Below are 23,019 nucleotides of genomic sequence, written 5' to 3' on the forward strand. Positions count from 1 at the left end.
TGGTCATAACTTCGCCCGGCGCTCGGTGGGGTACGGGCGGCGCCGGGGGCCCCCACATGGGCGCCCCGCCCCCCCCCCCCCCCCCCGCGGGGGGGGGGGGGGCCCCCCCCGGCCGGGGGCGGGCCCCCGCGACACCGGCGCACGAACGGGGGGAACCCACCCATGTCCACGCCTCGTGAGCGGCTCGCCGACGCCCGCCTCTACCTGTGCACCGACGCCCGGAAGCGCCAGGGCGACCTGCCGGCCTTCCTCGACGCCGTGCTCTCCTCCGGCGTGGACGTCGTGCAGCTCCGCGACAAGGGCATGGAGGCCGGCGAGGAGCTGGAGCACCTCGCCGTCTTCGCCGAGGCCGCCCGCCGGCACGGCAGGCTCCTCGCGGTGAACGACCGGGCCGACGTCGCCCACGCGATCGGCTCCGACGTGCTCCACCTCGGCCAGGGCGACCTGCCCGTGCCCGCGGCCCGCGCGATCCTCGGCGACGAGGTGCTGATCGGCCGTTCCTGCCACGCCGAGGAGGAGGCGGCCGCGGCCGCCGCCGAGCCGGGCGTGGACTACTTCTGCACCGGCCCCTGCTGGCCCACCCCCACCAAGCCGGGGCGGTACGCGCCGGGCCTCGACCTCGTCCGGTACGCGGCGGGCCTGGCCCAGGACCGTCCCTGGTTCGCCATCGGCGGCATCGACGAGACCAATCTGGACGAGGTCCTGGACGCCGGCGCGCGCCGGATCGTCGTGGTCCGCGCCATCACCGAGGCCGACGATCCGGCCGCCGCCACGGCCTCCCTCGCCAAGCGGGTGCGCGAGCGCCTCGCCTGAGAAGCGCCGCCGACCCACGCGCGCGGATCCTCCCGCCCGGTCGGAGGCCCTCGCGCCCGGTCCGGTCGGATGACCGGCTCGGGCCGGCACGAATGGTCGATCCGGCCGACACGGACGACCGTCCCCGGCCGACACGGACGACCGTCCCCGGCCGGCACGGATGGTCGACCCGCCCGGCACGGACGCCCCCCGGCCGGTACGGATGGTCGACCCGCCCGGCACGGACGACCGTCCCCGGCCGACACGGATGGTCGACCCGGCCGGATCGGAAGATCGTCCCGTGCCGGTCGGAAGATCGTCCTGGCCAGGGCGGAAGATCGTCCGGGGCCGGCCGTCCCGGTGTCCGGAAAGGTGTCCATTTCGCGGACACGGCTTCACCCTGCCCTTGGACCCCGTCTAACCTGCCCGTATGGCCCTTGGTACCGCTTCCGTCCGCTCGGACCGTGCTCGCACGGTCCGCGACATCCTCGCTGCCGGCCGGACCTCGTACTCCTTCGAGTTCTTCGCCCCCCGGACCGAGAAGAGCGAGCAGAGCCTCTGGAACGCCATGCGCCGCATCGAGGCGGTCGCGCCCAGCTTCGTCTCGGTGACCTACGGCGCAGGCGGCTCCACCCGGGGCGGCACCGTCAAGGCCACCCAGAAGATCGCCTCGGACACCACCCTCACGCCGGTCGCGCACCTCACCGCCGTCGACCACTCGATCGCCGAGCTCCGCAACATCCTGGGCCAGTACGCGGACGCCGGCATCAGGAACATGCTCGCCGTCCGCGGCGACCCGCCGGGCGACCCGCTCGGCGAGTGGGTCGCCCACCCCGAGGGAGTGCGCTACGCCGCCGACCTCGTCCGGCTGATCAAGGAGTCGGGCGACTTCTGCGTGGGCGTGGCGGCCTTCCCGGAGATGCACCCGCGGTCCACGGACTGGGACGCGGACGTCCGCCACTTCGTGGACAAGTGCCGGGCCGGCGCCGACTACGCGATCACCCAGATGTTCTTCGACCCGGAGGCGTATCTGCGTCTGCGCGACAGCGTCCAGGCGGCCGGCTGCGAGACCCCGATCATCCCCGAGGTCATGCCGGTGGTGAGCGCGCGGACCCTGGAGCGACTGCCCCAGCTGAGCAACGCGGCCTTCCCGGAGAATGTGAAAGAGCGCATCCTCGCCGTCAAGGACGATCCGGCCGCTGTACGCTCCATCGGTATCGACTTCGCGACGGAGTTCTGCGCGCGGCTGCTCTCCGAGGGTGTCCCCGGACTGCACTTCATCACGCTGAACAACTCCAAGGCGACGCTCGAGATCTACGAGAATCTCGGACTGCACCAGCAGTCGTAACCGGTCACACCCGCCCCGACCCGCGGCGGTGGCCGCAGGAGAGGGGCGGGCATGGGGTGGACGGTCCTCTACATCGCGTTCGGCGTCGTGGCGCTGTGGCTGCTGGGTGAGGTGCTGCTGCAGTACAAGGCGCGACTCCGCTGGCGGCTCCTCGCCTTCAGCGGCTTCCTCGGCGTGGTCGTCGGCGTGCTGCTGCCGTCGGTCCTCGTCATCGTGGTCGGCGCCGTGGCCTTCGCGGTCGGCCAGACCTATGTGACCCTCTCCTTCCGGCGCGGCTTCTCCACCGGCTGGGCCCTGGGCGGCAGCCCGGGCGCCAGCCGGCGCCGCAGGTCCGGCAACGCCGAGGCCAGGGCCGCCGGCCCCACCCTGGAGGTCAGCGACCTCTCGTACGAGCCGGTGGAGCACGCCGAGGAGGACGTCGACCCGATGGCCGCCGCCGACGCCACGGCGGTGTACGAGCCCCAGCCGCTGCCCGAGGACACCGGCCAGTACGCCGTCTACGGCACCTCGTACGAGCAGCAGCAGTACGCCGACCCCTACGCGACCGGCTACGAGCAGCAGCCCGCGTACGACTACGGCGCCGACGCGCAGCAGCAGTACGCGGCCTACTCGGACCCGTACATCGGGCAGCAGTACGCCGACCCGGGCCAGCAGTACACCGACGCCGGCCAGCAGTACGGCGTCTACCAGCAGCAGCCGTACGCCGACCCGTACGCGTCCTCGTACGCCTACGACACCCCGCCCGGCGGCGTTTGGGTGCCGCAGCAGCGGGACACCGACGAGCAGCACCAGCACCAGCACCAGCAGTACGGGTACGGCGAGGACCAGCAGTACCGCTACTGAGCCCGGCGCGGTGGCCGGGGTCCGGACGGGCCCCGGCCCCGCCTACTGCGAGCCGCGGAAGTCCGCGCCCTCCACGATCAGCCCGGCGACCAGCGCCCCCGACATCCCGGCGTGCGCGAGCCCGCCGCCGGGATGGGCCCAGCCGCCGGCGAAGTACAGGCCGGGCAGCAACGAGACGTTGCCCTCCGGGAGGTTGCTCCCCGCTCCCGCCAGGGCGGGCCCGGGTACCTCGGCGACGCCGGTCTCGTGGAGCGTGTGCTCCGGGGTCCGGACCTCCTGCCAGAGCAGCCGCCCCCGGAGCTCCGGCACGGCCGCCTCCGCCTGCCGCAGCATCGGCCCGGCGAGCGCGTTCCAGTCCTGGCCGGCCCCGGTCGGGACGGTCGCGGTGACGGTCGCCGACTCGTGGGCGCCGTCCGGGCGGAGGGCCGGGTCGTCCGGGCGCAGCACGGTCACCGTCGGCAGGTCGCCGGAGGCGTGCACGACCGTCCGGTGCACGGCGTCCGACTCCCGGGCCCCGCGCAGCGCCAGACAGACCGTCACCCGGCCGGTCCCGTGCGCGCCGGCCGGACGGACCGCCGTGCCTTCGGGCGCGATCAGCCGGTGCGCGGCGTGGTGCGTGGGCACCGGTGCGCCCGACACGACGTGGTCGGCCGCGACGCGCTCCCCGCCGGTCAGCTGGATCCCGCACGCCCGGCCGTCCTCCTCCAGGACGCGCTCGACCGACGCGTCGAAGACGAACTCCACCCGCCGCTCCAGGCAGCGCCCGTACACCGCGTCCGCGAGCGCGCGGATCCCGCCGGCCACGTACCAGCTGCCGAAGGTCTGCTCCAGATAGGGCAGGACGGCCGCGGCGGCGGGGGCGGCGGCCGGGTCGAAGCCGTAAGCCCACGCGTACGAGTCGAGCAGCGCGACCAGCCGCGGATCGCGCAGCTCGCGGGCGCCGACCTGGGCGAGCCGGGTCGTCGGGCGGCGCAACAGGCCCGCCTTGAGGGCCGGGTAGGGCTCACGGCCGAGCGGGGCCGGGTCCGCGGGCTGCGGCTCCTCCAGCAGCGGCCGGCGCGTACGGTCCCAGGCCTCACGGGCCCGCACCATGAAGTCGCCCCAGCGCTCGCCGGCGCCCGCGCCGAGCGCCGCGTCCAGGGCGGCGCCCGTGCCCGCGCGCGAGGCGTTCGGCAGGTCGACGCGGGTGCCGTCGGCGAAGACATGACGGCTCGCCGGGTCGACCTGGGTGAGCGTCACGCACTCCTCGAGCGGCTGCCTGCCGGTCTTCACGAACAGATCGCGGTACACGGCGGGCAGGTGCAGCAGTCCGGGGCCGGTGTCGAAGCCGAAGCCGTCCCGCTCGAAGCGGCGGACCGCACCTCCGTACGTCCCGCTCCGCTCGTACACCGTCACCCGGTGCCCCGCCACGGCCAGCCGGGCGGCTGCCGCCATGGCGCCGAGCCCCGCGCCGATCACCACAATCCGTGCCATGTGAGCGACCCTATCCGGCCGCTCAGAAATGCTCCGAACCGTCCGTCGGCACCGGATGCCGCACCCCGGGGCCGGTCGGCCGCCGCTCCGCGCGGCGCTGGGCCCGGCGGCGCCAGAAGCGCCGGATGCGCTGGGCGAGGAAGACCACGGCCGCCAGGCCGAGGGCGAGCAGCGTCCCCGCGATCACGGCGGCGGCGACCGGATGGAACAGGGCGAAGATGATGATCGCGGCGACGCCGAGGTCCTCCGCCGTGGACACGGCGATGTTGGAGAACGGCTCGGGCGAGGTGTTCACCGCCATCCGCGTCCCGGCCTTGACGAAGTGACTCATGAGGGCCGTGGTGCCGCCGACGGCGCCCGCCGCCAGCTCGGGCAGCGAACCGGACTGCCCGGCGAGCAGTGCGGCCACCACCGCCCCGGCGATCGGCCGGATCACCGTGTGGACCGAGTCCCAGACGGAGTCGACGTACGGGATCTTGTCCGCCACCGCCTCGCAGAGGAACAGCACCGCGGCGGCGATCAGGACGTCGGGGCGTTGCAGCACCTCGGGCACGTCGTCGGAGAGACCCGTCGCGCCGAAGACGCCGAGGAGCAGGACCACCGCGTACGCGTTGATCCCGCTCGCCCAGCCGCTCGTGAAGACCAAGGGGAGTACGGACACGTCCGCGATCGTAGCCAGCTCTGAGTACTCGTACCTAGAGGACGAGATGAGTAGGTACGCGGATGGGCTGTGACCTGCGCGGAAGAGAGAGTGGAGGCACGGAAGGGGCGCGGCTCCGGGACCGCCGGCACGGGGCGGCGGAACGGGGTCGCGCACCTGCCGGTACGGGGGAACGGGGGTGCCCCGGGGGCGCACCGAAAGGTGCGGGGCACGGAAACAAGCGCCGGTCCGGCGAGGCTCGGGGGGATCGAGCCTTGCCGGACCGGCGCGTTTCGTCGTGCGTACCGCCCGATCCCGTACGTCCCGCCTCAGCAGCCGCTCACGCGTCCGTGCAGCAGCCGGGAGAGCGCCGCGTGCACGTCCTCCAGGGAGCGCTCGCTCTGGAAGGCCTGCCAGTCGAGCGCGGCCACCAGCACCATGCCGACGAGGGCGGACGCCGTCAGCGGCACGTCGATCTCGTCGGTGAACTCACCGGCCGCCACGCCGTCGCGCAGCACGTTCTCGACCACCGCGACCGCCTCCTGACGCACCACCAGGAGCGTGGAGTTCCAGGCCCGTCCGGTGCGCCAGAGCTCGGCCACGTACAGCTGGGTGAAGGCCGGGTAGCGCTGGATGAAGACCAGGCCCGCCTTGATCATCGCGTCCAGCGCCTCGATCCGGGTCCCGCCGCGCTCGGCGGTCTCCTCGGCCGCCGCCCTCAGGGAGGCGGCGAGCAGCGAGACACCGTGCCGCAGCAGCTCCTCGAAGAGCTCGGTCTTGCTCTTGAAGTTGTAGTAGACCGTGCCCTTGGCCACCCCCGCCCGCTCCGCGATCTCGTCGACCGTCGTCGCCGAGAAGCCCTGCTCCGCGATGAGGGTGACGGCCGCTTCGTAGAGCTTGGCGCGGGTGGCCTGCCGTCTGGTGCTGCTGCTGTCCATGGGCTCGATTCTCACAGAGACAGTTCGGGGTGGAGCCGGTCCAGCGTCCACACCTGCTTCTTGCGGGCGGAGAGGGCGGTCAGGACCAGCGCGCCCACGGTGAAGGCGGTCAGGACGCCGACGGCCTGCCAGACCGGTCCGGTGCCGCCGCCGGTGATGAGCCGGCGCAGCGCCTCGACGACGTACGTCATCGGCAGGTACGGGTGGATGGCGTTGAAGAAGCCCGGGCTGGTCTCCACGGGGTACGTGCCGCCCGCCGAGGTCAGCTGGAGCATCAGGACCGCGAGCACCAGGATGCGGCCGGCCGCGCCGAACTTGGCGTTGAGCCACTGGATGATGGCGGCGAAGCAGCAGGTCACCAGGGCGAGGAAGCCGATCGTGCCGGCGGCCCGGGTCATCTGGAGGCCGAGGCCCCAGTGGAGCACGGACATCAGCGCGCCGACCTGGAGGACCCCGATCGCGGCGACCGGCAGCCAGCCCGCGAGCGCGATCCGCCAGGCGGAGGCGCCGGCGGCGAGGGCGCGCCGGTTGAGCGGCTGGATGATCATGTACGCGACCATCGCGCCGACCCAGAGGGAGAGCGGGATGAAGTACGGCGCGAAGCCGGTGCCGTAGTTGGGCGCCTTGTGCATCGACTGGGCGGCGAGCTTGACCGGGTCGGCCATCACCTCGGTGCGGCGGTCGCGGTCCTGCTTGTCGTAGTCGGGGATCTTCTTGACGCCGTCGTGGAGACCGGTGGCCAGCTCACCCGAGCCGTCGGCGAGCTTGAACATGCCGCCGTCGAGCTCGCCCGCGCCCTTCTTCAGCTTGCCGACGCCGGTGTCGAGGCTGCCGGCGCCGGTGCGGGCGCTGGTGAGACCCGTGTGCAGCCGGTCCGCGCCGTCGGCGACCTGGTGGGCGCCCTTGTTGAGCTCGTTGATCTTCTTGATCGCGCCCTCGATGTCCTCGTCGAGGTGCGGGGAGCGCCGGGCCAGCTCGTCGGCGTCCTTCTTGAGCTTGGCGAGCCGGGCGTCCAGGGTCTTCAGGTCGCCCTTGCTGTCCTTGGTCAGCTCGTTCAGGTCGTCGGCGATCTTCGCCACGTCGTGGGCCGAGACCGAGGCCTTCTTGAGGATCTCGCAGCCCTTGGTGTCGGGGAGCAGGTTGGTCACGCACTGCTTGCGGTAGTACGCGGACAGCTCCTCGTCGGCCACGTGTGCCGCGCTGCGGGCGATCGGGGCGCGGCGCACCAGGTCGTCCAGGTTGTGCCGGACGGCGGTGACCGAGTCCGAGACGAGCCGGGCGGAGTCGCGGATCGACTTGCCGTTGTTCGCCAGGTACGGACGGACCTTGTCCGCGGTGCCGTTCACCTTGTCGGCCAGCTGCTGGGTGCCGTTGGCGACCTTGCGGGAACCGACCTCCAGGTCCTTGGAGCCCGTGTCGAGCTTCTTGATGCCGGAGGACAGCTTGCCGCTGCCCTTCTTGGCGTCCTTCAGGCCGTCGGCCAGGCTCTTGGAGCCCGCCTTCGCCCTGTCGACGCCGTCCTTGAGGTCACCGGCGCCCTTCGCCGCCTCGGCGGTGGCGTCGTGCAGGTCGGAGAAGGAGATGAAGATCTTGTCGAGGAAGGTGCGCGAGGACTTCGTCGAGGCGGCGGTGCGCACCTCGGAGAAGACCGAGCGGGAGATCTGCCCGACGATGTAGTTGTTGGCGTCGTTCGTGCGCACCTTCAGGGCGCCGGTCTCGGGGGAGGCGCCGGAGCTGGAGGCGATCCGCTCGCTGAAGTCGGACGGCATGGTCAGGGACAGGTAGTACGTCCCCTCCTCGACGCCCTTGCGCGCCTCCTCGTCGCTCACCTCGTGCCACTCGAAGACGGCGCTCTCGCGCAGCTTCTCGGTGATGTCGGCACCCGCGGTGATCTTCTGGCCACCGGTGGTGGCGCCCCTGTCCTCGTTGACGAGGGCGACGGGGATCTTGTCGAGCCTGCCGTACGGGTCCCAGAAGGAGCACAGGTACAGCGCGCCGTACAGCAGCGGCAGCAGCAGGATCGCGACCATGGCGGCCGCCGGGAGCTTCCCCCTGCCGAACCGCTTCAGCTCAAGCGCGGCCAGCTTCGGCGAGCGCATCGGCCTCCCCCTTCTCGGTGTGCGCGGTCTTCTCGGTCTTGTCGGTGTGCGCGGTGTGCGCGGTCTTCTCGGTGGTCGCCGTCGTGGCGGTGTCGTCTCCGGCGGCGGGCTCGGGCTCGGTGGCCTCGGGCTCCGTGGCCTCGGCCCCGGTGGCCGCGGTGGCCGCGGTGGCCGCGGTGGCTTCGGGGGCCTCGGCCGCCTCGGCGGGACCCTTCCGGGCGGGGCTCTTCTCCGCCGGTGCGCCGTCCGCGGCCCGGGCCGCGGACGTGGCGGCCGTGCGGGCCACGGGTGTGCGGGTGGCGGTGGAGACGCGCAGGGCGTCCTCCGGGGCCTCGCTGCAGACGGCGAGGACGGTGATGCCGGAGGCGGCGACGGAGCGCAGCAGGGCCCAGGCCTCGGCGCGGTCGGCGTCCGACAGCTTGAGGTCGGTGTCGTCCAGGGCGAGAAGCCGGGGCCGGCCGATGAGGGCCAGCGCGATCGACAGGCGCAGCGCCTCCAGGCGCTCCAGGTCCCGTACGGAGGTCCGGTCGCCCTTCGGCAGCGTGGCCAGGTCGAGCCCGGCAGCCGCCAGGGCCTCGTCGATCCGGGCCCGTGCGTCGGCCGAGCGCTCGGCCGGGCGGCGCAGCAGGGCCTTGAGCGAACCGTCGAAACGGCGCTGCAGCAGGGCCCGCTCGCGCAGGTGCTCGGCGACGGTGAACGCCGGGTCGAGGTCGCTGACGCCCGGCACCGGGCCGAGCGCGCTGATCCGGCGGACGGCCGCCATCCTGCGGGGCAGCGGGAGCCCGGCCACCTCGGCGTGACCCTCCTGGGTCTTCATGCGGCCGGTGAGCGCGAGCAGCAGGCAGGTCCGGCCGGTGCCGGAGGGGCCCTCGATCGCGACGAGGCTGCCGGGCTCGGCCTCGAATCCGATGCCGCGGAACGCCCAGCCACGCGGGCCCTTCAGGCCGAATCCGTCCGCGACGACGGCGGCGCCGTGCGGCTCGTCCGGGTTCGTTTCCACGATCCCCCCTGGGAACTCTCGAACTTTTTGAACTGACCGGTCAGTTCAAAAAGTTACCCCTCAGTTGCCTTTCGCGCAAAACCCCAGGTCAGCTGGATTGTCAGTGGGGGCGTGCACGATGAACACATACGGCCACAGCGCCGTCACTCGACGACAGGAGGCTCGTCATGGCCGGCCACTCCGCCGCAGCCACGCCCCGGCGCCGCACCGGCGCGCGCCCCGCCCCCGCCCAGCTCGGACCCGCGTCCGACGTCCACCCGGTCCTGCGCCGCACCTCGGCACCGCCCGCCGCCCTCGACCTGCTCGCCAAGGCCAGGGCCGGACTCGACGAGGCCGCCGCGCACGACGTGCCCAACGAGGCCTACGCCACCGCCCACCTCGCCGCCCTCCGCACCGCGGCCGCCGTGCTCGCCGCGCGTGGCCGGCCCGAGCGGGACCCGCGCAAGCGGGCCCGCATCCGCAGCACCTGGGAGGTGCTGCCAGAGATAGCGCCCGAGCTCGCCGAATGGAGCGCCCTGTTCGCCTCCGGAGCCGAGCGCCGGGCCCGCGCCGAGGCCGGCATCACCGGCGCCGCCAGCCGCCGGGACGCCGACGACCTCCAGCGCGCCGCCGCGGTGTTCCTGCGCCTGGTCGAGCGGCTGCTCGTCCTCCAGCCGGTGCTGCCACGCCAGCCGGGCGTGGGGGAGGCCACGGGATGACCAGGGGATTCCGCACGAGGCCATAGGGTGGGGGCCGGACGTTCGTACCCGTCACCGAGGAGTCAGCAGCCGTGTCGGACCCTTCTCCCGTCTCCGGTCGAGAGGCGACCTCGCGCCCGTCGCGCGCCTCCCTGCGCACCGCCGTCGTCTGGGACGTCCTCCAAGACGCCCTCGACCGCCGGGTCGAGGCCACGGGGAAGAAGAGCCTCGACGTCCTCGACACGGGCGGCGGCGCCGGGAACTTCGCGGTGCCGGTGGCCCGGCTCGGCCACCGGGTCACCGTCGTCGACCCCAGCCCCAACGCGCTCTTCGCCCTGGAGCGGCGCGCCGCCGAGGCCGGCGTCGCCGACCTGGTCCAGGGCGTCCAGGGCGACATCCACGGCCTGTTCGACGTCGTCGACCGCGAGGGCTTCGACGCCGTGCTGTGCCACGGCGTCCTGGAGTACGTGGACGACCCGGCCGAGGGCGTGCGCAACGCGGCCGCCGCGCTGCGCGCCGGCGGCAGCCTCAGCGTGCTCGCCGCCGGGCTCGGCGGTGCCGTACTGGCCCGCGCCCTGGCCGGACACTTCACCGAGGCGCGGCACGCGCTGGGCGACCCGGCCGGCCGCTGGGGCGAGGGCGACCCCGTGCCGCGCCGCTTCACCGCCGAGCAGCTCACCGAGCTCGCCGCGGCCGCCGGACTCGACGTCGGCGCCGTCCACGGCGTCCGGGTCTTCGCCGACCTGGTGCCCGGCGTCCTCGTCGACACCGAGCCCGGAGCCGCCGAGGCCCTGCTGCGCCTGGAGGCCGCGGCGGCCGAGCTGGCGTCCTTCCACGCGATCGCGACCCAGCTGCACGTCCTGGGCGAGAAGCGGGCCTGAGGCCCCCGGTCCGGCCGTTCGCACGGCGGTGCCCCGGGGCCTCTCGCCCCGGGGCACGGTCCTGCGCGCTGAGCAGCGGCGCAGCCGCAGATGGAGTACGCCACAGACCGCCCGGACGGGGACTTGTCCCCGTATGATCGGGAGACACGATCCGGCATGACGGGCAGGGGGCTGGGGAATCAACGCCTCAGCATCCGAACCGCATGGCGGCCCGGATTGGCGATTTGGCATTGAGGGCGGGTTTCACGGGGGCGATTCCCTGCCTATCCTGAAAGGGCCGCAAACCGGTCGCCCCCGCGACCGACGACTAGGAGGACTCCGTGCCGCTCTCGGAGCACGAGCAGCGAATGCTCGAGCAGATGGAGCGAGCGCTGTACGCCGAAGATCCCAAGTTCGCGACAGCGCTCGAGGGAAGCGGACTGCGTACGTACACCCGGCGACGGGTCTACCAGGCAGTCGCCGGCTTCCTGGTGGGTATCGCGCTCCTCATGGCCGGAATGGTCGCTCAGCAGATCTGGATCAGCGTGGTGGGGTTCCTCGTCATGCTGGGCTGCGCGGTCCTGGCGGTCACCGGCTGGCGCAAGGCGCCCAAGCCGGGCGAGCACGTGCGGGGGGCGGCCGGAGGCGGCCGTCAGACCCGACAGCGACGCTCGATGATGAACCGCATCGAGGAGCGGTGGCAGCGCCGCCGCGACGAACAGCAGGGCGGCCCCCACTGACGGCCCCGCTCGGACGATGACCTGACATTCGTGGGCCCGCGCCTTGTGGCGCGGGCCCACGAGTCGCTTTCCGTACGAAGACGTCCCCGGGACGGGTCCTGCCCGGATCCCCGGTCCCGGGTCCGATCCGGCGCCCGCGTCCCTCGGGGAGCGGGTCCTGTCCCGCCCGCGTCCCCTTTCCCCGGGACCGGTCCGTTCTGGCGGAGCCCTGCCCCTCGGAGCGGGTCACAGGTCCGATCCGGCGCCCGTCCGTCGGGGAGCGGGTCCTTCCCGCCCGCGTCCCCTTCCCTGCGAGATCGGTCCGTTCTGCCGGGGTCTCGCCCCTCGGAGCGGGTCCCGTCCCGCCCGGCCCGGGCCGCCCCTCGGAGTGGATCCCGTCCTGCCGGCCCGGGCCGCCCCTTGGCAGGGGTCCCGTCCCGCCCGGGTCCCACCCTCCGGGGCGGGACCCAGGGCCGGGCGTCAGCTCGCGTCGCGGGCCGGGCGGCGGCGCCGGATCGCCTCGAACAGTGCGCCGGTCCTCGCGGACCAGGCGTCCCCGAAGGCGCTCGTGCGTTCCCGCGTCGCCCGGATCACCCGCGCGGCCGAGCGTGGTGCGAGCAGTGCGCGCAGCCGGGTGCCGCGGGACGACACCGTGCGGAATCCGCGGCGGATGACGGCCGCGTGCTCCGTCAGGCCCGTTGCCGGACGGGGGTTCGGGGCGTAGAGGGCCTCCTCGACGGCCCGGGCCACCCGGTGCACCGCGTCCGCGGCGTCCTGCGGCAGCTCGGCCTCGCGGACCAGACGCGCCGCCGTCCTGCGGGGCGTCCGTGACTCGTCCGGGGCCACACCGTGGTCCCAGGCCAGGTCGTTGATCTCCTGCCACACCGCCAGGACCCGCGTGACCGGGTCCGCCGCCGGGCCCAGGCGCCTGGCCCGCACCCGGGTGCGCCACAGCAGTGGCAGCAGCGGGAGGCCGAGGAGCAGCAGGATGCCGACGCAGATCAGGGCGATCTGGTACGGCGGCAGGCCGCCGTCGTCCGAGCCCGCGCCGCCCGCCGCCAGGTCCGGCCCGCACTCGCCCAGCCGCTTCAGCTGCGGCGGGCAGCTCTCCGAGCTGCTGGGCGTCGCCGACGGCTGGGCCGAGGCGCTGGTGGAGGGCTGCGCCGACGGGGTCGTCGCGCTGCCCGAGGACTGCTCGCGGGCGTAGTCGGGGACCGTGCCGCGCGAGGGCGTGGGCTCGAAACGGGTCCAGCCGGCGCCCTCGAAGTACAGCTCTGGCCACGCGTGCGCGTCCCGGATGCCGACCGAGACGGAGCCGTCGGACTGCGGGGTGCCCGGCATGAAGCCGACCGCGACCCGGGCCGGGATGCCCAGGGAGCGGGCCATCGCCGCCATCGAGAAGGAGAAGTGGACGCAGAAGCCCTCCTTGTCCTTCAGGAAGCGGGAGATCGCCTGGACCCCGGTGCCGGACTTGACCTCCACGTCGTAGCGGAAGCCGCCGTCCTCGGCGAACCAGTCCTGGAGCTTCACCGCCCGCTCGTAGTCGTTGCGCGCGCCCCGGGTGACCTCCAGGGCCGTCGACCGCACGTCGGCCGGGAGGGAGGCCGGGACCCGGGTGTACTCCCGGCGCAGTGCGTCCGGCGCGGCGGGGGCCGCCGACAGCTGCTCCGGGCTCGGCCGCACGTCCAGGCTGGTCACCGTGTAGCGGGCGCCCGCGGTGTTCTGCCCGCTGTCGCCGACGAGCATCCGGCCGGCCGGCTCGTAGCGCCAGCTGCCCTCGATGGACACCTTCGCCGCCGGGTACGGCATGGGCAGCCACTTCTGCTCGTACGCCGTGGAGGCGACGAGGTTGGTGGTGATCTGCGTGGTGCGGACGTCCTGCGAGAGGCCGTCCGGCCAGGGAAGTTCCTCCGGAAGCTCCTCGATGGGGCGGACCGAGGACTTCCACGCGGTGCCGTCGAACTGGTCGAGCGCGACCAGCCGCAGATACAGGTTCCGCGTGTCGGTGGCGTTGGTGCGGTAGCGCAGGACCTCGCGGTCCTCGGGCTGGCGCAGGTCGTTCTGCAGCGAGACCAGCGGATTGACCGCCGAGATCGTGCCGCCCTTGCCGCCGCTGCCCTCGCCCTTGCCCCCGCCGCCGAGGAAGCCGCCGCTGAGCCCGGGCAGCGCGAACGGCACCACGAGCGCGATGCCCATGGCGACCGCGCCGATCCGGCGCCCGGTGCGGGCCGGCGCGAACGCCGGGCCGCCCTCGACCGGCGCGGAGCCGGGTCGGCCCGGGCGCTGGGCGCCGCCGAAGACCCGGCCCCACTGGGAGAGCCGGTCCCGGCCCTCCGCCAGGAGGAGCAGCAGATAGCCGGCGGCGGCGAAGAGGAAGTACAGCCAGCCCGCGCCCCCACCGGACAGTCCCGCAGCCACCGAGTAGAGGGCGAGCAGCGGCAGACCCGCCGGGGCCGCGCTGCGGAAGGTCACCGCGAGCGTGTCCACGAGGAGCCCGATGACGGCCACGCCCGTGACCAGGAGCAGCCGGATGCCGGGCGTGTTCGGCGCCGGGATCGCGTACGTGCCGACGTCGTTCACGCCGGCCTCGAAGAGGGTCCCGAAGGCGGCGAAGACGTCCGGGCCCGGCAGCACGAGCAGGATCGCCTGCTCGCGGGCGAAGACCAGGGTCAGCACGAGCAGCGTGACGAGGGCCTGGGCGGCGATCGTCAGCGGCCGGGCGAGCGGCACCCGCCGGGTCACCGTGCCCACCGCGCTCTGCAGACCCAGCAGGAGCGCCGCGGTGAAGATCCAGGTCGCCGGCTTCACCAGCGGAACCAGGGCCGTCGAGGCCGCCAGCGTCGCGCCGAAGGCCGCGAGCGTCAGCCGCGCGCGCCCGCTCATGACCAACCTCCGTACGTGTCGGCCGCGGGGGCCTGGACGGCCGCCCCGCCGGCCTGCTGCCACAGATCGGCCAGCCGGACGCCGGGGGTCACCGGGAAGGCCTGCCACCCGGCCTCCCGCAGCTGCCGCAGCCGGTCCTCGACCGGTCCGGCGACGGCGCCGCCGGTCAGCCAGGTCCCGGAGTCGAGCACGAAGGCGACGGCCGCGCCGCCGCGCCGCGGCATCCGGGCCGTGAGCGCCGCCTGGTCCTCGTCGAGGTCGCCGAGGAAGGCGACGAGCAGCCCCTCGTGTCCTCCGCGCACCGCTTCGTACGCGCGGGAGAGCCCGGCCCCGTCGGAGTGGTCGACGACCGCGAGCGTGTCCATCATCAGACCGGCGGCGTCCGCCGAGTCGTGGCCGGAGCCGACGAAGCCCTCGGCCCCCTCGCCGGGCACGCTGCTGCCGGTGTCGGTGAGCAGCCGCACCGCGTAGCCGCGCTCCAGCATGTGCGTGAGCACGGAGGCCGCGCCGGAGACCGCCCACTCGAAGGCGGAGTCGGGCCCGGCGCCCTCGTAGGCGATGTCCCGGGTGTCCAGGAGCACCGTGCAGCGGGCGCGCTGCGGCTGCTCCTCACGGCGCACCATCAGCTCGCCGTAGCGCGCGGTGGAGCGCCAGTGGACCCGTCGCAGGTCGTCGCCGTGCCGGTAGGCGCGCGGAATGATGTCGTCGTCCCCGGCCAGCGCCAGGGACCGCTGCTGCCCGTCCCCGTACCCGGCGGACTCGCCCGCCAGCTTCACGTAGGGCAGCGGTTCGGTGCGCGGGATCACGGTCAGCGTGTCGTACGCGCGGAAGGAGCGGGTCAGCTCGCACATCCCGAAGGGGTCGTTGAGCCGCAGCTGGAGCGGGCCGAGCGGAAAGCGTCCGCGCAGGTCGGAGCGGACCCGGTAGGACACCTCGCGGCGCCCGCCCGCCTCGACGCGGTCGAGCACGAACCGCGGGCGCGCCCCGAGCATGTACGGCACGTGGTCCTGGAGCATCAGCAGGCCGGTGGGCATCCGCGACACGTTGTCCACGCGCAGGTGCACCCGGGCCTCCGCGCCGGTGGCGACCCGCTGCGGGGCGAGCCGGCGGCTGCCCGCGACCCGGTAGCGGGTGCGGTGCAGCGCGACGACGCAGATCAGCGGCAGCACGGCGAGCAGCAGCCCGACGCGCAGCAGATCGGCCTGGCCGAGCACGTAGGCGCAGACGGCGGCCGCGACCCCGGCGGCGAGGAAGGACCGGCCGCGGGTGGTGAGCCCGCCCAGGGCGGTCCGCAGGCTGCCCCGGTCGCCGTCGTCCGGACCCCCCTCGGCCCCGGGCGGAGCGTCGGCGGTGCCCATCACAGCCGCCGGGCGCCGGGCTGCTGCTGGCCGTAGAGCGGTCCGGGCTGCTGCACCGGGGGAGCGGCGGCCGGCACGGGGGTGCGCTGCAGGATGTCGTGGACGACCTGCTCGGCCGTGCGGCGGCTCAGCTGGGCCGTCGCGGTCGGCAGCAGCCGGTGGGCGAGCACCGGGGCGGCGAGCGCCTGGACGTCGTCCGGCAGCACGTACTCCCGGCCGCTCAGGGCGGCGGAGGCCTTCGCGGCCCGCAGCAGGTGCAGCGTGGCGCGCGGCGAGGCGCCGAGCCGCAGGTCGGGGTGGGTGCGGGTGGCGGCGACGAGGTCCACCGCGTAGCGCTTGACGGCGTCGGCGACGTGGACCGCGCGGACCGCCTCGATCAGCTTGAGGACGTCGTGGGCGTGGGCCACCGGCTGGAGGTCGTCCAGCGGGGAGGCGGAGCCGTGCACGTCGAGCATCTTGAGCTCGGCCTCGGCGTTCGGGTAGCCGATGGAGACCCGGGCCATGAAGCGGTCGCGCTGCGCCTCCGGCAGCGGATAGGTGCCCTCCATCTCCACCGGGTTCTGGGTGGCGACCACCATGAAGGGGCTGGGCAGCTCGTAGGTCTGGCCGTCGACCGTGACCTGACGCTCCTCCATGGACTCCAGGAGAGCGGACTGGGTCTTCGGCGAGGCCCGGTTGATCTCGTCGCCGATGACGATCTGCGCGAAGATCGCGCCCGGCTTGAACTCGAACTCGCGCCGCTGCTGGTCGAAGATCGACACACCCGTGACGTCCGACGGCAGCAGGTCGGGCGTGAACTGGATACGGCGCACCGAGCAGTCGATGGACCGCGCCAGCGTCTTGGCCAACATCGTCTTGCCCACGCCCGGGACGTCCTCGATGAGGAGATGTCCCTCGGCGAGCAGCACGGTCAGCGCAAGCCGTACGACCTCGGGCTTGCCCTCGATCACACCCTCCACCGACCTGCGGACCCGCTCCGCTGTGGTGGTCAGATCTGTGAGGCTCGCTCGATCGTCATAGGTCGTCACCCGGCCCTCCTCGGCCCTTTCCGCAGCTCCGACACCTGCCCCCGGCGGATGGGCCGGGGGGTGTCACCCGTGCATTCTTGTTGGCGTGACCGGGTCGTGTCACTTGCCTGCGGGAGGCCTGTGGATAACTCGGGGCGAATTGCCGGGGTTTGTGGCCTTGTGCCGGACCGATCCGATCCGAACGGGCGGCCCGGAGCAGGAGGGACGGCGGGTTATCCGGCCGCGGCGGCCGGGTCGATCTCGCGCAGCAGACCCGTCGTCACATCGAAGACGAAGCCCCGCACGTCGTCGGTGTGCAGCAGGAACGGGGAGGTGCGCACCCGCTGCATCGACTGGCGGACGTCCTGGTCGACGTCGCGGAAGGCCTCCACGGCCCAGGCCGGACGCTGGCCGACCTCGTCCTCCAGCTCGTGCCGGAAGTCCTCGGTGAGCGACTCCAGGCCGCAGCCGGTGTGGTGCACCAGCATCACGCTGCGGGTGCCGAGCGCCCGCTGGCTGATCGTGAGCGACCGGATCACGTCGTCCGTGACCACACCGCCGGCGTTGCGGATCGTGTGGCAGTCGCCGAGTTCGAGGCCGAGCGCCGCGTGCAGGTCGAGACGGGCGTCCATGCAGGCGACGACGGCGACCTGCAACACGGGCCGCGCGTCCATTCCCGGGTCGGCGAAGTCGTCGGCGTAACGGCGATTGGCCTGGACGAGACGGTCGGTGACCGCGCTCTCGGTGCGTATGGCGGCGGCTGAGGTGTGCGCAGGGGTCGACATGTCTCCGACGGTAATGGTCACGGGCTGTCCGAGCCTGCTGTGAGAGCGGACAAACAGCGTCATCGAACCTTGTTGTGAGCGACCCCACAGGCCGTCGAGAACGGGGCCGACCGGGTGAACGGCACGAATCGTCCGGCCCCTCCCGGCGGGGCGCGCGACGCGCCAGCCGGTTGGTTGACCGGCCGGTCCGGTGGACTAAAGTGGCGCGAAGTTCACGGAGACATCGCGCGATTTCCGCCGTTTCTCCCCGTTAAGTGCGGCGGTACCCACGGCTCGGCCCTCCCGCTCGCCGGTGGTGCCTTTCCCCGCCGGATCTGAGAGGGCGCATTGAGCAACGACCGACACGTCCCGGTGATGCTCCAGCGGTGCCTGGACATGCTGGCGCCCGCCCTGGAGCGGCCCGGCGCGGTCGTCGTCGACTGCACCCTGGGCCTCGGCGGACACAGCGAGGCGCTCCTGAGCCGATTCCCCGAGGTACGACTGGTCGCCCTCGACCGGGACAAGGAGGCCCTGCGCCTCTCCGGCGAGCGGCTCGCCCCGTACGGGGAGCGCGCCACCCTCGTGCACGCGGTCTACGACGAGCTGCCCGAGGTCCTGGACCGGCTCGGCATCCCGCGCGTCGACGGCGTCCTCTTCGACCTGGGCGTCTCCTCCATGCAGCTGGACGAGGCCGACCGCGGCTTCGCCTACGCGCAGGACGCCCCGCTCGACATGCGCATGGACCAGACGACCGGCATCAGCGCCGCCGAGGTGCTCAACACCTACCCGGCCGGCGAGCTCGTCCGCATCCTGCGCGCCTACGGCGAGGAGAAGCAGGCCAAGCGGATCGTCTCCGCGATCGTGCGCGAGCGCGAGAAGGAGCCCTTCACCAACAGCGCCCGCCTGGTCGAGCTGATCCGCGACTCCCTGCCCCAGGCCGCCAAGCGCACCGGCGGCAACCCGGCCAAGCGCACCTTCCAGGCGCTGCGCATCGAGGTCAACGGCGAGCTCTCGGTGCTGGAGGACGCGATCCCGGCGGCCGTGAAGGCCCTGGCCGTCGGCGGCCGCATCGCCGTCCTGTCGTACCACTCCCTGGAGGACCGGCTGGTGAAGCAGGTGTTCGCGGCCGGTGCCGCCAACACCGCCCCGCCCGGGCTCCCGGTCGTACCCGAGCAGTACCAGCCCCGCCTGAAGCTCCTCACTCGTGGCGCCGAACTCCCCACCGAGGAGGAGATCGCGGAGAACCGCCGGGCGGCCCCGGCGCGTCTGAGGGGTGCGGAGCGGATCAGGGAGGACGTACTCCCGTGAGCCGCGCACGCGAGGCCGCCGGGCCGCAGACGACCGACATGCCCGCACCGGTGCGCCTCGCGGGCGGAGAAGCGGACGAGGACGGGCGATGACGAAACAGGGGCCTCTCAAAGGGCGGGCCGCGCGGCTCGGGCGGCTCATGCCGTCCGGCCCCAGCACCGCGGCCCGCACCCCCTTCGTCCTGCTCGTCGTGCTCCTGCTCGGCGGCGGCCTGATCAGCCTGCTGCTGCTCAACTCCGCCCTCAACCAGGGCTCCTTCAAGCTCAGCGAGCTGAAGAAGAAGACCACCGAGCTCACCGACGAGGAGCAGGCCCTGCAGCGGGACGTGGACGACAGCGCCGCGCCCGACGCCCTGGAGCGCCGGGCCCGCGAGCTCGGCATGGTGCCCGGTGGCAGCCCCGCCTTCCTCGACCCCGACGGCAAGGTCCGCGGCGTCCCTTCCGAGGCGGTCTCCCCGACGCCCTCGCCGCGGCCCACCCCGGGCGCCGACCGCACGCCCTCGGCCCCCGGTGGCTCGGTGAAGCCCCCGGAGACGCCGGGGACCCCCGTGTCGAAGCCGCCGGCCACCCCCGACACGCCGAAGACCACCGCGACCGCCCCGACGACCTCCGGCAGGTGACCCGTGCCCTCCAAGGAGCCCCCGCCCCGCCGCGTCCCCGGCCCCGCGCGGCCCGCACGCCCCCGCCCCGCCGCCGGCCGGCCCGCCCCGCGGCCCGCCCAGGCCCGGCGCCCCGCCCCCCGTCCGCCCGCCAGGGCCCGCACGATCCGGCTCGGCAGGCCCAAGCCTCGGCTGCGCCTGGTCTCCCTCGGGCTGACCCTCGTCATGCTCGTCTTCGTCGTCCGGCTGCTCCAGGTCCAGGCCGTGGACGCCGCCGCCTACGCCGCCAAGGCCGAGAAGCACCGCTACCAGGAGTACACGCTCTCCGCCGACCGCGGTGAGATCACCGACCGCTCCGGGGTCGCCCTGGCCGCCAGCGTCGACGCGTACGACGTCACCGCCGACCCCAAGCTCTTCACGCCGGAGGAGTCCAAGCTCCGGGACGCCCCGGAGCAGGCGGCCGCGCTGCTCGCCCCGATCCTCGGCAAGCAGCCCGCCGAGCTCGCCAGGAAGCTGCGCACCCCCAAGTCCCGCTACACCCTGCTCGCCCGCAAGCAGACCCCCCAGGTCTGGAACCAGATCAAGGACCTGAAGAAGGTCTACGAGCAGAAGGCCAAGCCCGCCAACGGCGTCAATCTGCTCGGCGGCGTCCTCAGCGAGCCCAGCAAGAAGCGCGTGTACCCCAACCGGGAGCTCGCCGCCGGGATACTGGGCTACGTCAACGCCGAGGGCCGCGGCGCCGGCGGCGTGGAGTCGATGCTCGACACGGAACTCGCGGGCAAGGACGGGAAGATCCGCTTCGCCCAGTCCGGCGGCCGGCGGGTACCGACCGCCGGCTCCCAGGGCACCCCGGCGGTGCCCGGCTCCGACATCGAGCTGACCATCGACCGGGACATCCAGTGGGCCGCCCAGCAGGCCATCACCGAGCAGGTCCGCAAGTCCAAGGCCGACCGCGGCTACGTCGTCGTCCAGGACACCAGGACCGGCGAGGTGCTCGCCATGGCCAATGCCCCCGGCTTCGACCCCAACGACCTCTCCCAGGCCAACGCCACCGCCATGGGCAACGCGGCCCTCCAGGACGCCTACGAGCCCGGCTCGACCGCCAAGGTCATGTCCATGGCCGCCGTCCTGGAGGAGGGCGTGGCCACCCCCGACACCCGGGTCGTCGTCCCCAACCGGCTGCACCGCGGCGACCGGCTCTTCAAGGACGACATCGACCACCGGACCTGGTACCTGACGCTCAACGGCGTCCTCGCCAAGTCCAGCAACATCGGCACCATCCTCGCCACCGGCCAGCTCGGCAAGAACCAGGCCGAGTCCAATCGGGTGCTCCACGACTACCTGCGCAGGTTCGGCGTCGGCAGCCTCACCGGACTCGGCTACCCCGGCGAGACCCCCGGCATCCTCGCCCGACCGCAGGACTGGTCGACCTCGCAGCAGTACACGATCCCCTTCGGCCAGGGCCTCTCCCTCAACGCCATGCAGGCCGCCTCGGTCTACTCGACGATCGCCAACGGCGGCGTCCGGATCGAGCCGACCCTGGTGCGCGGCACCAGGGGCCCGGACGGGCGCTTCACCGCGGCGCCCGCGCCCAAGGAGTCCCGGGTGGTCAGCGAGAAGACCGCCAGGACCCTGGCACAGATGCTGGAGTCCGTCGTCGACGACGAGGAGGGCACCGGAAACAAGGCCGCCATCCCCGGCTACCGCGTCGCCGGCAAGACCGGCACCGCCAACCGGGTCGATCCCGAACTCGGCCGCTACAAGGGCTACACCGCGTCCTTCGCCGGCTTCGCCCCCGCCGACCAGCCCCGCGTGACCGTCTACTGCGCCATCCAGAACCCCACCAAGGGCCTCTACTTCGGAGGCCAGATCTGCGGACCCATCTACAAGAAGGTCATGGAGTTCGCCCTCAAGACCCTGCACGTCCCGCCGACCGGCAGCGGCCCCGCCCGACTCCCGGTGTCCTTCAAGCCGTGATCCCCCTGAAAGCCGTACGACCGTGACACCCGTGACACTCCGGGAGCTCCAGTGACAACGATCACCCCTCGTTCCGGGAACCGGAAATCGAACTCCGACGCCGACGCGGCCCGATTTAGCCCCCCGGCGGGTGAGCCCGGTACGCTCACCGCCGTGCCACACGCTGATCAGTACCGAACCACCCCGCCCCGACCGGAGCGGCTCCGCCCGACACCCCTGGGCGAGCTCGCCGCACGGCTGGGTGTCGGGACCGCCGGCGCCGGAACCGACGCCGAGGTCTCCGGCATCACGCACGACTCGCGGGCGGTCCGCCCCGGCGACGTGTACGCGGCGCTTCCCGGCGCCCGCGCGCACGGCGCCGACTTCGTCGCCCAGGCCGCCGGCCTCGGCGCCGCTGCCGTCCTGACCGACCCGGCCGGAGCCGAGCGCGCCGCCGCGACCGGTCTGCCGGTCCTCGTCGTCGAGGACCCGCGCGGACGGATGGGCGAGCTCGCCGCCGAGATCTACGGGCGGCCCGGCGAGGACCTCCTCCAGATCGGCATCACCGGCACCTCGGGCAAGACCACCACCGCCTACCTCGTCGAGGGCGGACTGCGCGGCGCGGAGAAGGCCACCGGCCTGGTCGGCACCGTCGAGATGCGCATCGGCGACGAGCGCATCAAGTCCGAGCGGACCACCCCCGAAGCCACCGACCTCCAGGCCCTGTTCGCGGTGATGCGCGAACGCGGCGTCGAGGCCGTCGCCATGGAGGTCTCCAGCCACGCCCTCGTGCTCGGCCGGGTCGACGGCTGCGTCTTCGACGTCGCCGTCTTCAACAACCTGAGCCCGGAGCACATGGAGTTCCACTCCGACATGGAGGACTACTTCCAGGCCAAGGCGCGGCTGTTCACCCCCCGGCGCAGCCGGCGCGGCGTGGTGAACCTCGACGACGAGTACGGCCGCCGGCTCGCGAAGGAGGCGTCCGTCCCGGTCGTCACCTTCTCCGCGGCGGGCGACCCGAACGCGGACTGGCGCGCCGAGGACGTCGTCAGCGGAGCCGCCGACTCCACCTTCACGGTCGTCGGTCCCGACGGCGCGCGGATCTCCGCCACCGCCCCGCTGCCCGGCCCGTTCAACGTCGCCAACACCCTCGCCGCGATCGTCACCCTCGCCGCCGCGGGCATCGACCCGCAGACCGCCGCCGACGGCATCGCCGCCGTCCCCGGCGTCCCCGGCCGCCTGGAGCGCGTCGACGCCGGCCAGCCGTACCTCGCGGTCGTCGACTACGCGCACAAGACCGACGCCGTCGAATCGGTCCTGCGCTCGCTGCGCGAGGTGACCCGCGGAAAGCTGCACGTCGTCATCGGCTGCGGCGGCGACCGCGACACCACCAAACGCGGCCCGATGGGCGCCGCCGCGGCCCGGCTCGCCGACACCGCCGTCCTCACGTCGGACAACCCGCGCTCCGAGGACCCGCTCGCGATCCTCACCGCGATGCTGGCCGGCGCCTCCGAGGTGCCGGCGTACCAGCGCGGCGAGGTCCTGGTCGACGCCGACCGGGCGGCCGCCATCGCCGCGGCCGTGGCCCGCGCGGAGCCGGGCGACACCGTCCTGGTCGCCGGCAAGGGCCACGAGCAGGGCCAGGAGACCGCCGGCGTGGTCCGCCCCTTCGACGACCGCCAGGTCCTGCGCGAGGCGATCCGCAGTCAGCAGAGCCAGCAGGACGCACACCGTCACCAGAACAGTCAGGGATGAA

At 73.6% G+C, this 23,019-nt stretch carries 19 protein-coding genes; 10 read left to right on the forward strand and 9 right to left on the reverse strand.

The window, feature by feature from the left end:
* Positions 1-162 precede the first annotated feature (162 nt).
* The 3 genes from thiE (at position 163) to ACIRQF_RS24485 (ending at position 2,983) form a co-directional block, all read left to right on the forward strand.
* A complete protein-coding gene (gene thiE / locus ACIRQF_RS24475; protein WP_404095015.1) occupies positions 163-813 on the forward strand; it encodes a thiamine phosphate synthase in 651 nt (216 codons plus the stop codon).
* Positions 814-1,222: 409 nt separating this feature from the next.
* Positions 1,223-2,140 (forward strand): methylenetetrahydrofolate reductase [NAD(P)H], encoded by a 918-nt coding sequence (gene metF / locus ACIRQF_RS24480; protein WP_382484308.1) that lies wholly within the window; start codon positions 1,223-1,225, stop codon positions 2,138-2,140.
* Between the two features lie 51 nt (positions 2,141-2,191).
* Positions 2,192-2,983: a hypothetical protein gene (locus ACIRQF_RS24485; RefSeq protein ID WP_404095018.1), complete on the forward strand. Its 792-nt coding sequence runs from the start codon at positions 2,192-2,194 to the stop codon at positions 2,981-2,983.
* Positions 2,984-3,025: 42 nt separating this feature from the next.
* On the opposite strand, the gene ACIRQF_RS24490 is transcribed toward ACIRQF_RS24485, so the two are convergent.
* The 5 genes from ACIRQF_RS24490 to ACIRQF_RS24510 all read right to left on the reverse strand — a co-directional run bounded on the left by ACIRQF_RS24490 (position 3,026) and on the right by ACIRQF_RS24510 (position 9,133).
* Positions 3,026-4,456: a phytoene desaturase family protein gene (locus tag ACIRQF_RS24490; RefSeq protein ID WP_404095020.1), complete on the reverse strand. Its 1,431-nt coding sequence runs from the start codon at positions 4,454-4,456 to the stop codon at positions 3,026-3,028.
* 22 nt (positions 4,457-4,478) lie between these two features.
* Entirely contained in the window at positions 4,479-5,117 is a 639-nt protein-coding gene (locus ACIRQF_RS24495) for a DUF4126 domain-containing protein (protein WP_404095022.1), read from the reverse strand.
* Positions 5,118-5,425: 308 nt separating this feature from the next.
* Positions 5,426-6,034 (reverse strand): TetR/AcrR family transcriptional regulator, encoded by a 609-nt coding sequence (locus ACIRQF_RS24500; protein WP_376629346.1) that lies wholly within the window; start codon positions 6,032-6,034, stop codon positions 5,426-5,428.
* Positions 6,035-6,045: 11 nt separating this feature from the next.
* A complete protein-coding gene (locus ACIRQF_RS24505) occupies positions 6,046-8,133 on the reverse strand; it encodes a YhgE/Pip family protein (RefSeq protein ID WP_389751018.1) in 2,088 nt (695 codons plus the stop codon).
* On the reverse strand, positions 8,105-9,133 hold the full coding sequence (locus ACIRQF_RS24510) for an ATP-binding cassette domain-containing protein (RefSeq protein ID WP_404095025.1): 1,029 nt from the start codon (positions 9,131-9,133) through the stop codon (positions 8,105-8,107). Before ACIRQF_RS24510 ends, ACIRQF_RS24505 begins: the two co-directional genes overlap by 29 nt.
* 167 nt (positions 9,134-9,300) lie before the next feature.
* On the opposite strand from ACIRQF_RS24510, the gene ACIRQF_RS24515 reads away from it, so the two are divergent.
* The 3 genes from ACIRQF_RS24515 to ACIRQF_RS24525 all read left to right on the forward strand — a co-directional run bounded on the left by ACIRQF_RS24515 (position 9,301) and on the right by ACIRQF_RS24525 (position 11,410).
* The gene (locus ACIRQF_RS24515) at positions 9,301-9,831 is read left to right on the forward strand and encodes an SAV_6107 family HEPN domain-containing protein (RefSeq protein WP_376629351.1); all 531 of its coding nucleotides are present in this window, start codon (positions 9,301-9,303) and stop codon (positions 9,829-9,831) included.
* Positions 9,832-9,902: 71 nt separating this feature from the next.
* Positions 9,903-10,691, forward strand: a complete 789-nt coding sequence (locus tag ACIRQF_RS24520) for a methyltransferase (protein ID WP_376629353.1) — start codon at positions 9,903-9,905, stop codon at positions 10,689-10,691.
* A gap of 320 nt (positions 10,692-11,011) precedes the next feature.
* Positions 11,012-11,410, forward strand: a complete 399-nt coding sequence (locus ACIRQF_RS24525; RefSeq protein WP_376629355.1) for a DUF3040 domain-containing protein — start codon at positions 11,012-11,014, stop codon at positions 11,408-11,410.
* A gap of 459 nt (positions 11,411-11,869) precedes the next feature.
* Here ACIRQF_RS24525 and ACIRQF_RS24530 read toward each other — a convergent pair whose 3' ends face one another.
* From ACIRQF_RS24530 to ACIRQF_RS24545, 4 genes are all read right to left on the reverse strand, one after another.
* Positions 11,870-14,272, reverse strand: coding sequence for a DUF3488 and DUF4129 domain-containing transglutaminase family protein (locus ACIRQF_RS24530; RefSeq protein WP_404095029.1), 2,403 nt, complete (start codon positions 14,270-14,272; stop codon positions 11,870-11,872).
* Positions 14,269-15,630 (reverse strand): DUF58 domain-containing protein, encoded by a 1,362-nt coding sequence (locus ACIRQF_RS24535; RefSeq protein ID WP_404095032.1) that lies wholly within the window; start codon positions 15,628-15,630, stop codon positions 14,269-14,271. Before ACIRQF_RS24535 ends, ACIRQF_RS24530 begins: the two co-directional genes overlap by 4 nt.
* Entirely contained in the window at positions 15,630-16,658 is a 1,029-nt protein-coding gene (locus ACIRQF_RS24540) for an AAA family ATPase (protein ID WP_376629361.1), read from the reverse strand. Before ACIRQF_RS24540 ends, ACIRQF_RS24535 begins: the two co-directional genes overlap by 1 nt.
* Before the next feature lie 212 nt (positions 16,659-16,870).
* Positions 16,871-17,422, reverse strand: a complete 552-nt coding sequence (locus ACIRQF_RS24545) for a beta-class carbonic anhydrase (protein WP_376629363.1) — start codon at positions 17,420-17,422, stop codon at positions 16,871-16,873.
* Positions 17,423-17,749: 327 nt separating this feature from the next.
* Between ACIRQF_RS24545 and rsmH the strand changes: the two genes are divergently transcribed.
* From rsmH to ACIRQF_RS24565, 4 genes are all read left to right on the forward strand, one after another.
* Positions 17,750-18,709 carry a 16S rRNA (cytosine(1402)-N(4))-methyltransferase RsmH gene (gene rsmH / locus ACIRQF_RS24550; RefSeq protein WP_376629364.1) on the forward strand — a complete coding sequence of 320 codons (960 nt, stop codon included), beginning with the start codon at positions 17,750-17,752 and terminating at the stop codon, positions 18,707-18,709.
* Positions 18,710-18,797: 88 nt separating this feature from the next.
* On the forward strand, positions 18,798-19,328 hold the full coding sequence (locus ACIRQF_RS24555; RefSeq protein WP_404095036.1) for a septum formation initiator family protein: 531 nt from the start codon (positions 18,798-18,800) through the stop codon (positions 19,326-19,328).
* Between the two features lie 3 nt (positions 19,329-19,331).
* Positions 19,332-21,284, forward strand: a complete 1,953-nt coding sequence (locus ACIRQF_RS24560; protein ID WP_404095039.1) for a peptidoglycan D,D-transpeptidase FtsI family protein — start codon at positions 19,332-19,334, stop codon at positions 21,282-21,284.
* Between the two features lie 51 nt (positions 21,285-21,335).
* Positions 21,336-23,018 carry a UDP-N-acetylmuramoyl-L-alanyl-D-glutamate--2,6-diaminopimelate ligase gene (locus tag ACIRQF_RS24565; RefSeq protein ID WP_389751012.1) on the forward strand — a complete coding sequence of 561 codons (1,683 nt, stop codon included), beginning with the start codon at positions 21,336-21,338 and terminating at the stop codon, positions 23,016-23,018.
* Position 23,019: the final 1 nt, after the last annotated feature.

This window comes from Streptomyces sp. NPDC101191, from assembly GCF_044767915.1.
Lineage (GTDB): Bacteria > Actinomycetota > Actinomycetes > Streptomycetales > Streptomycetaceae > Streptomyces.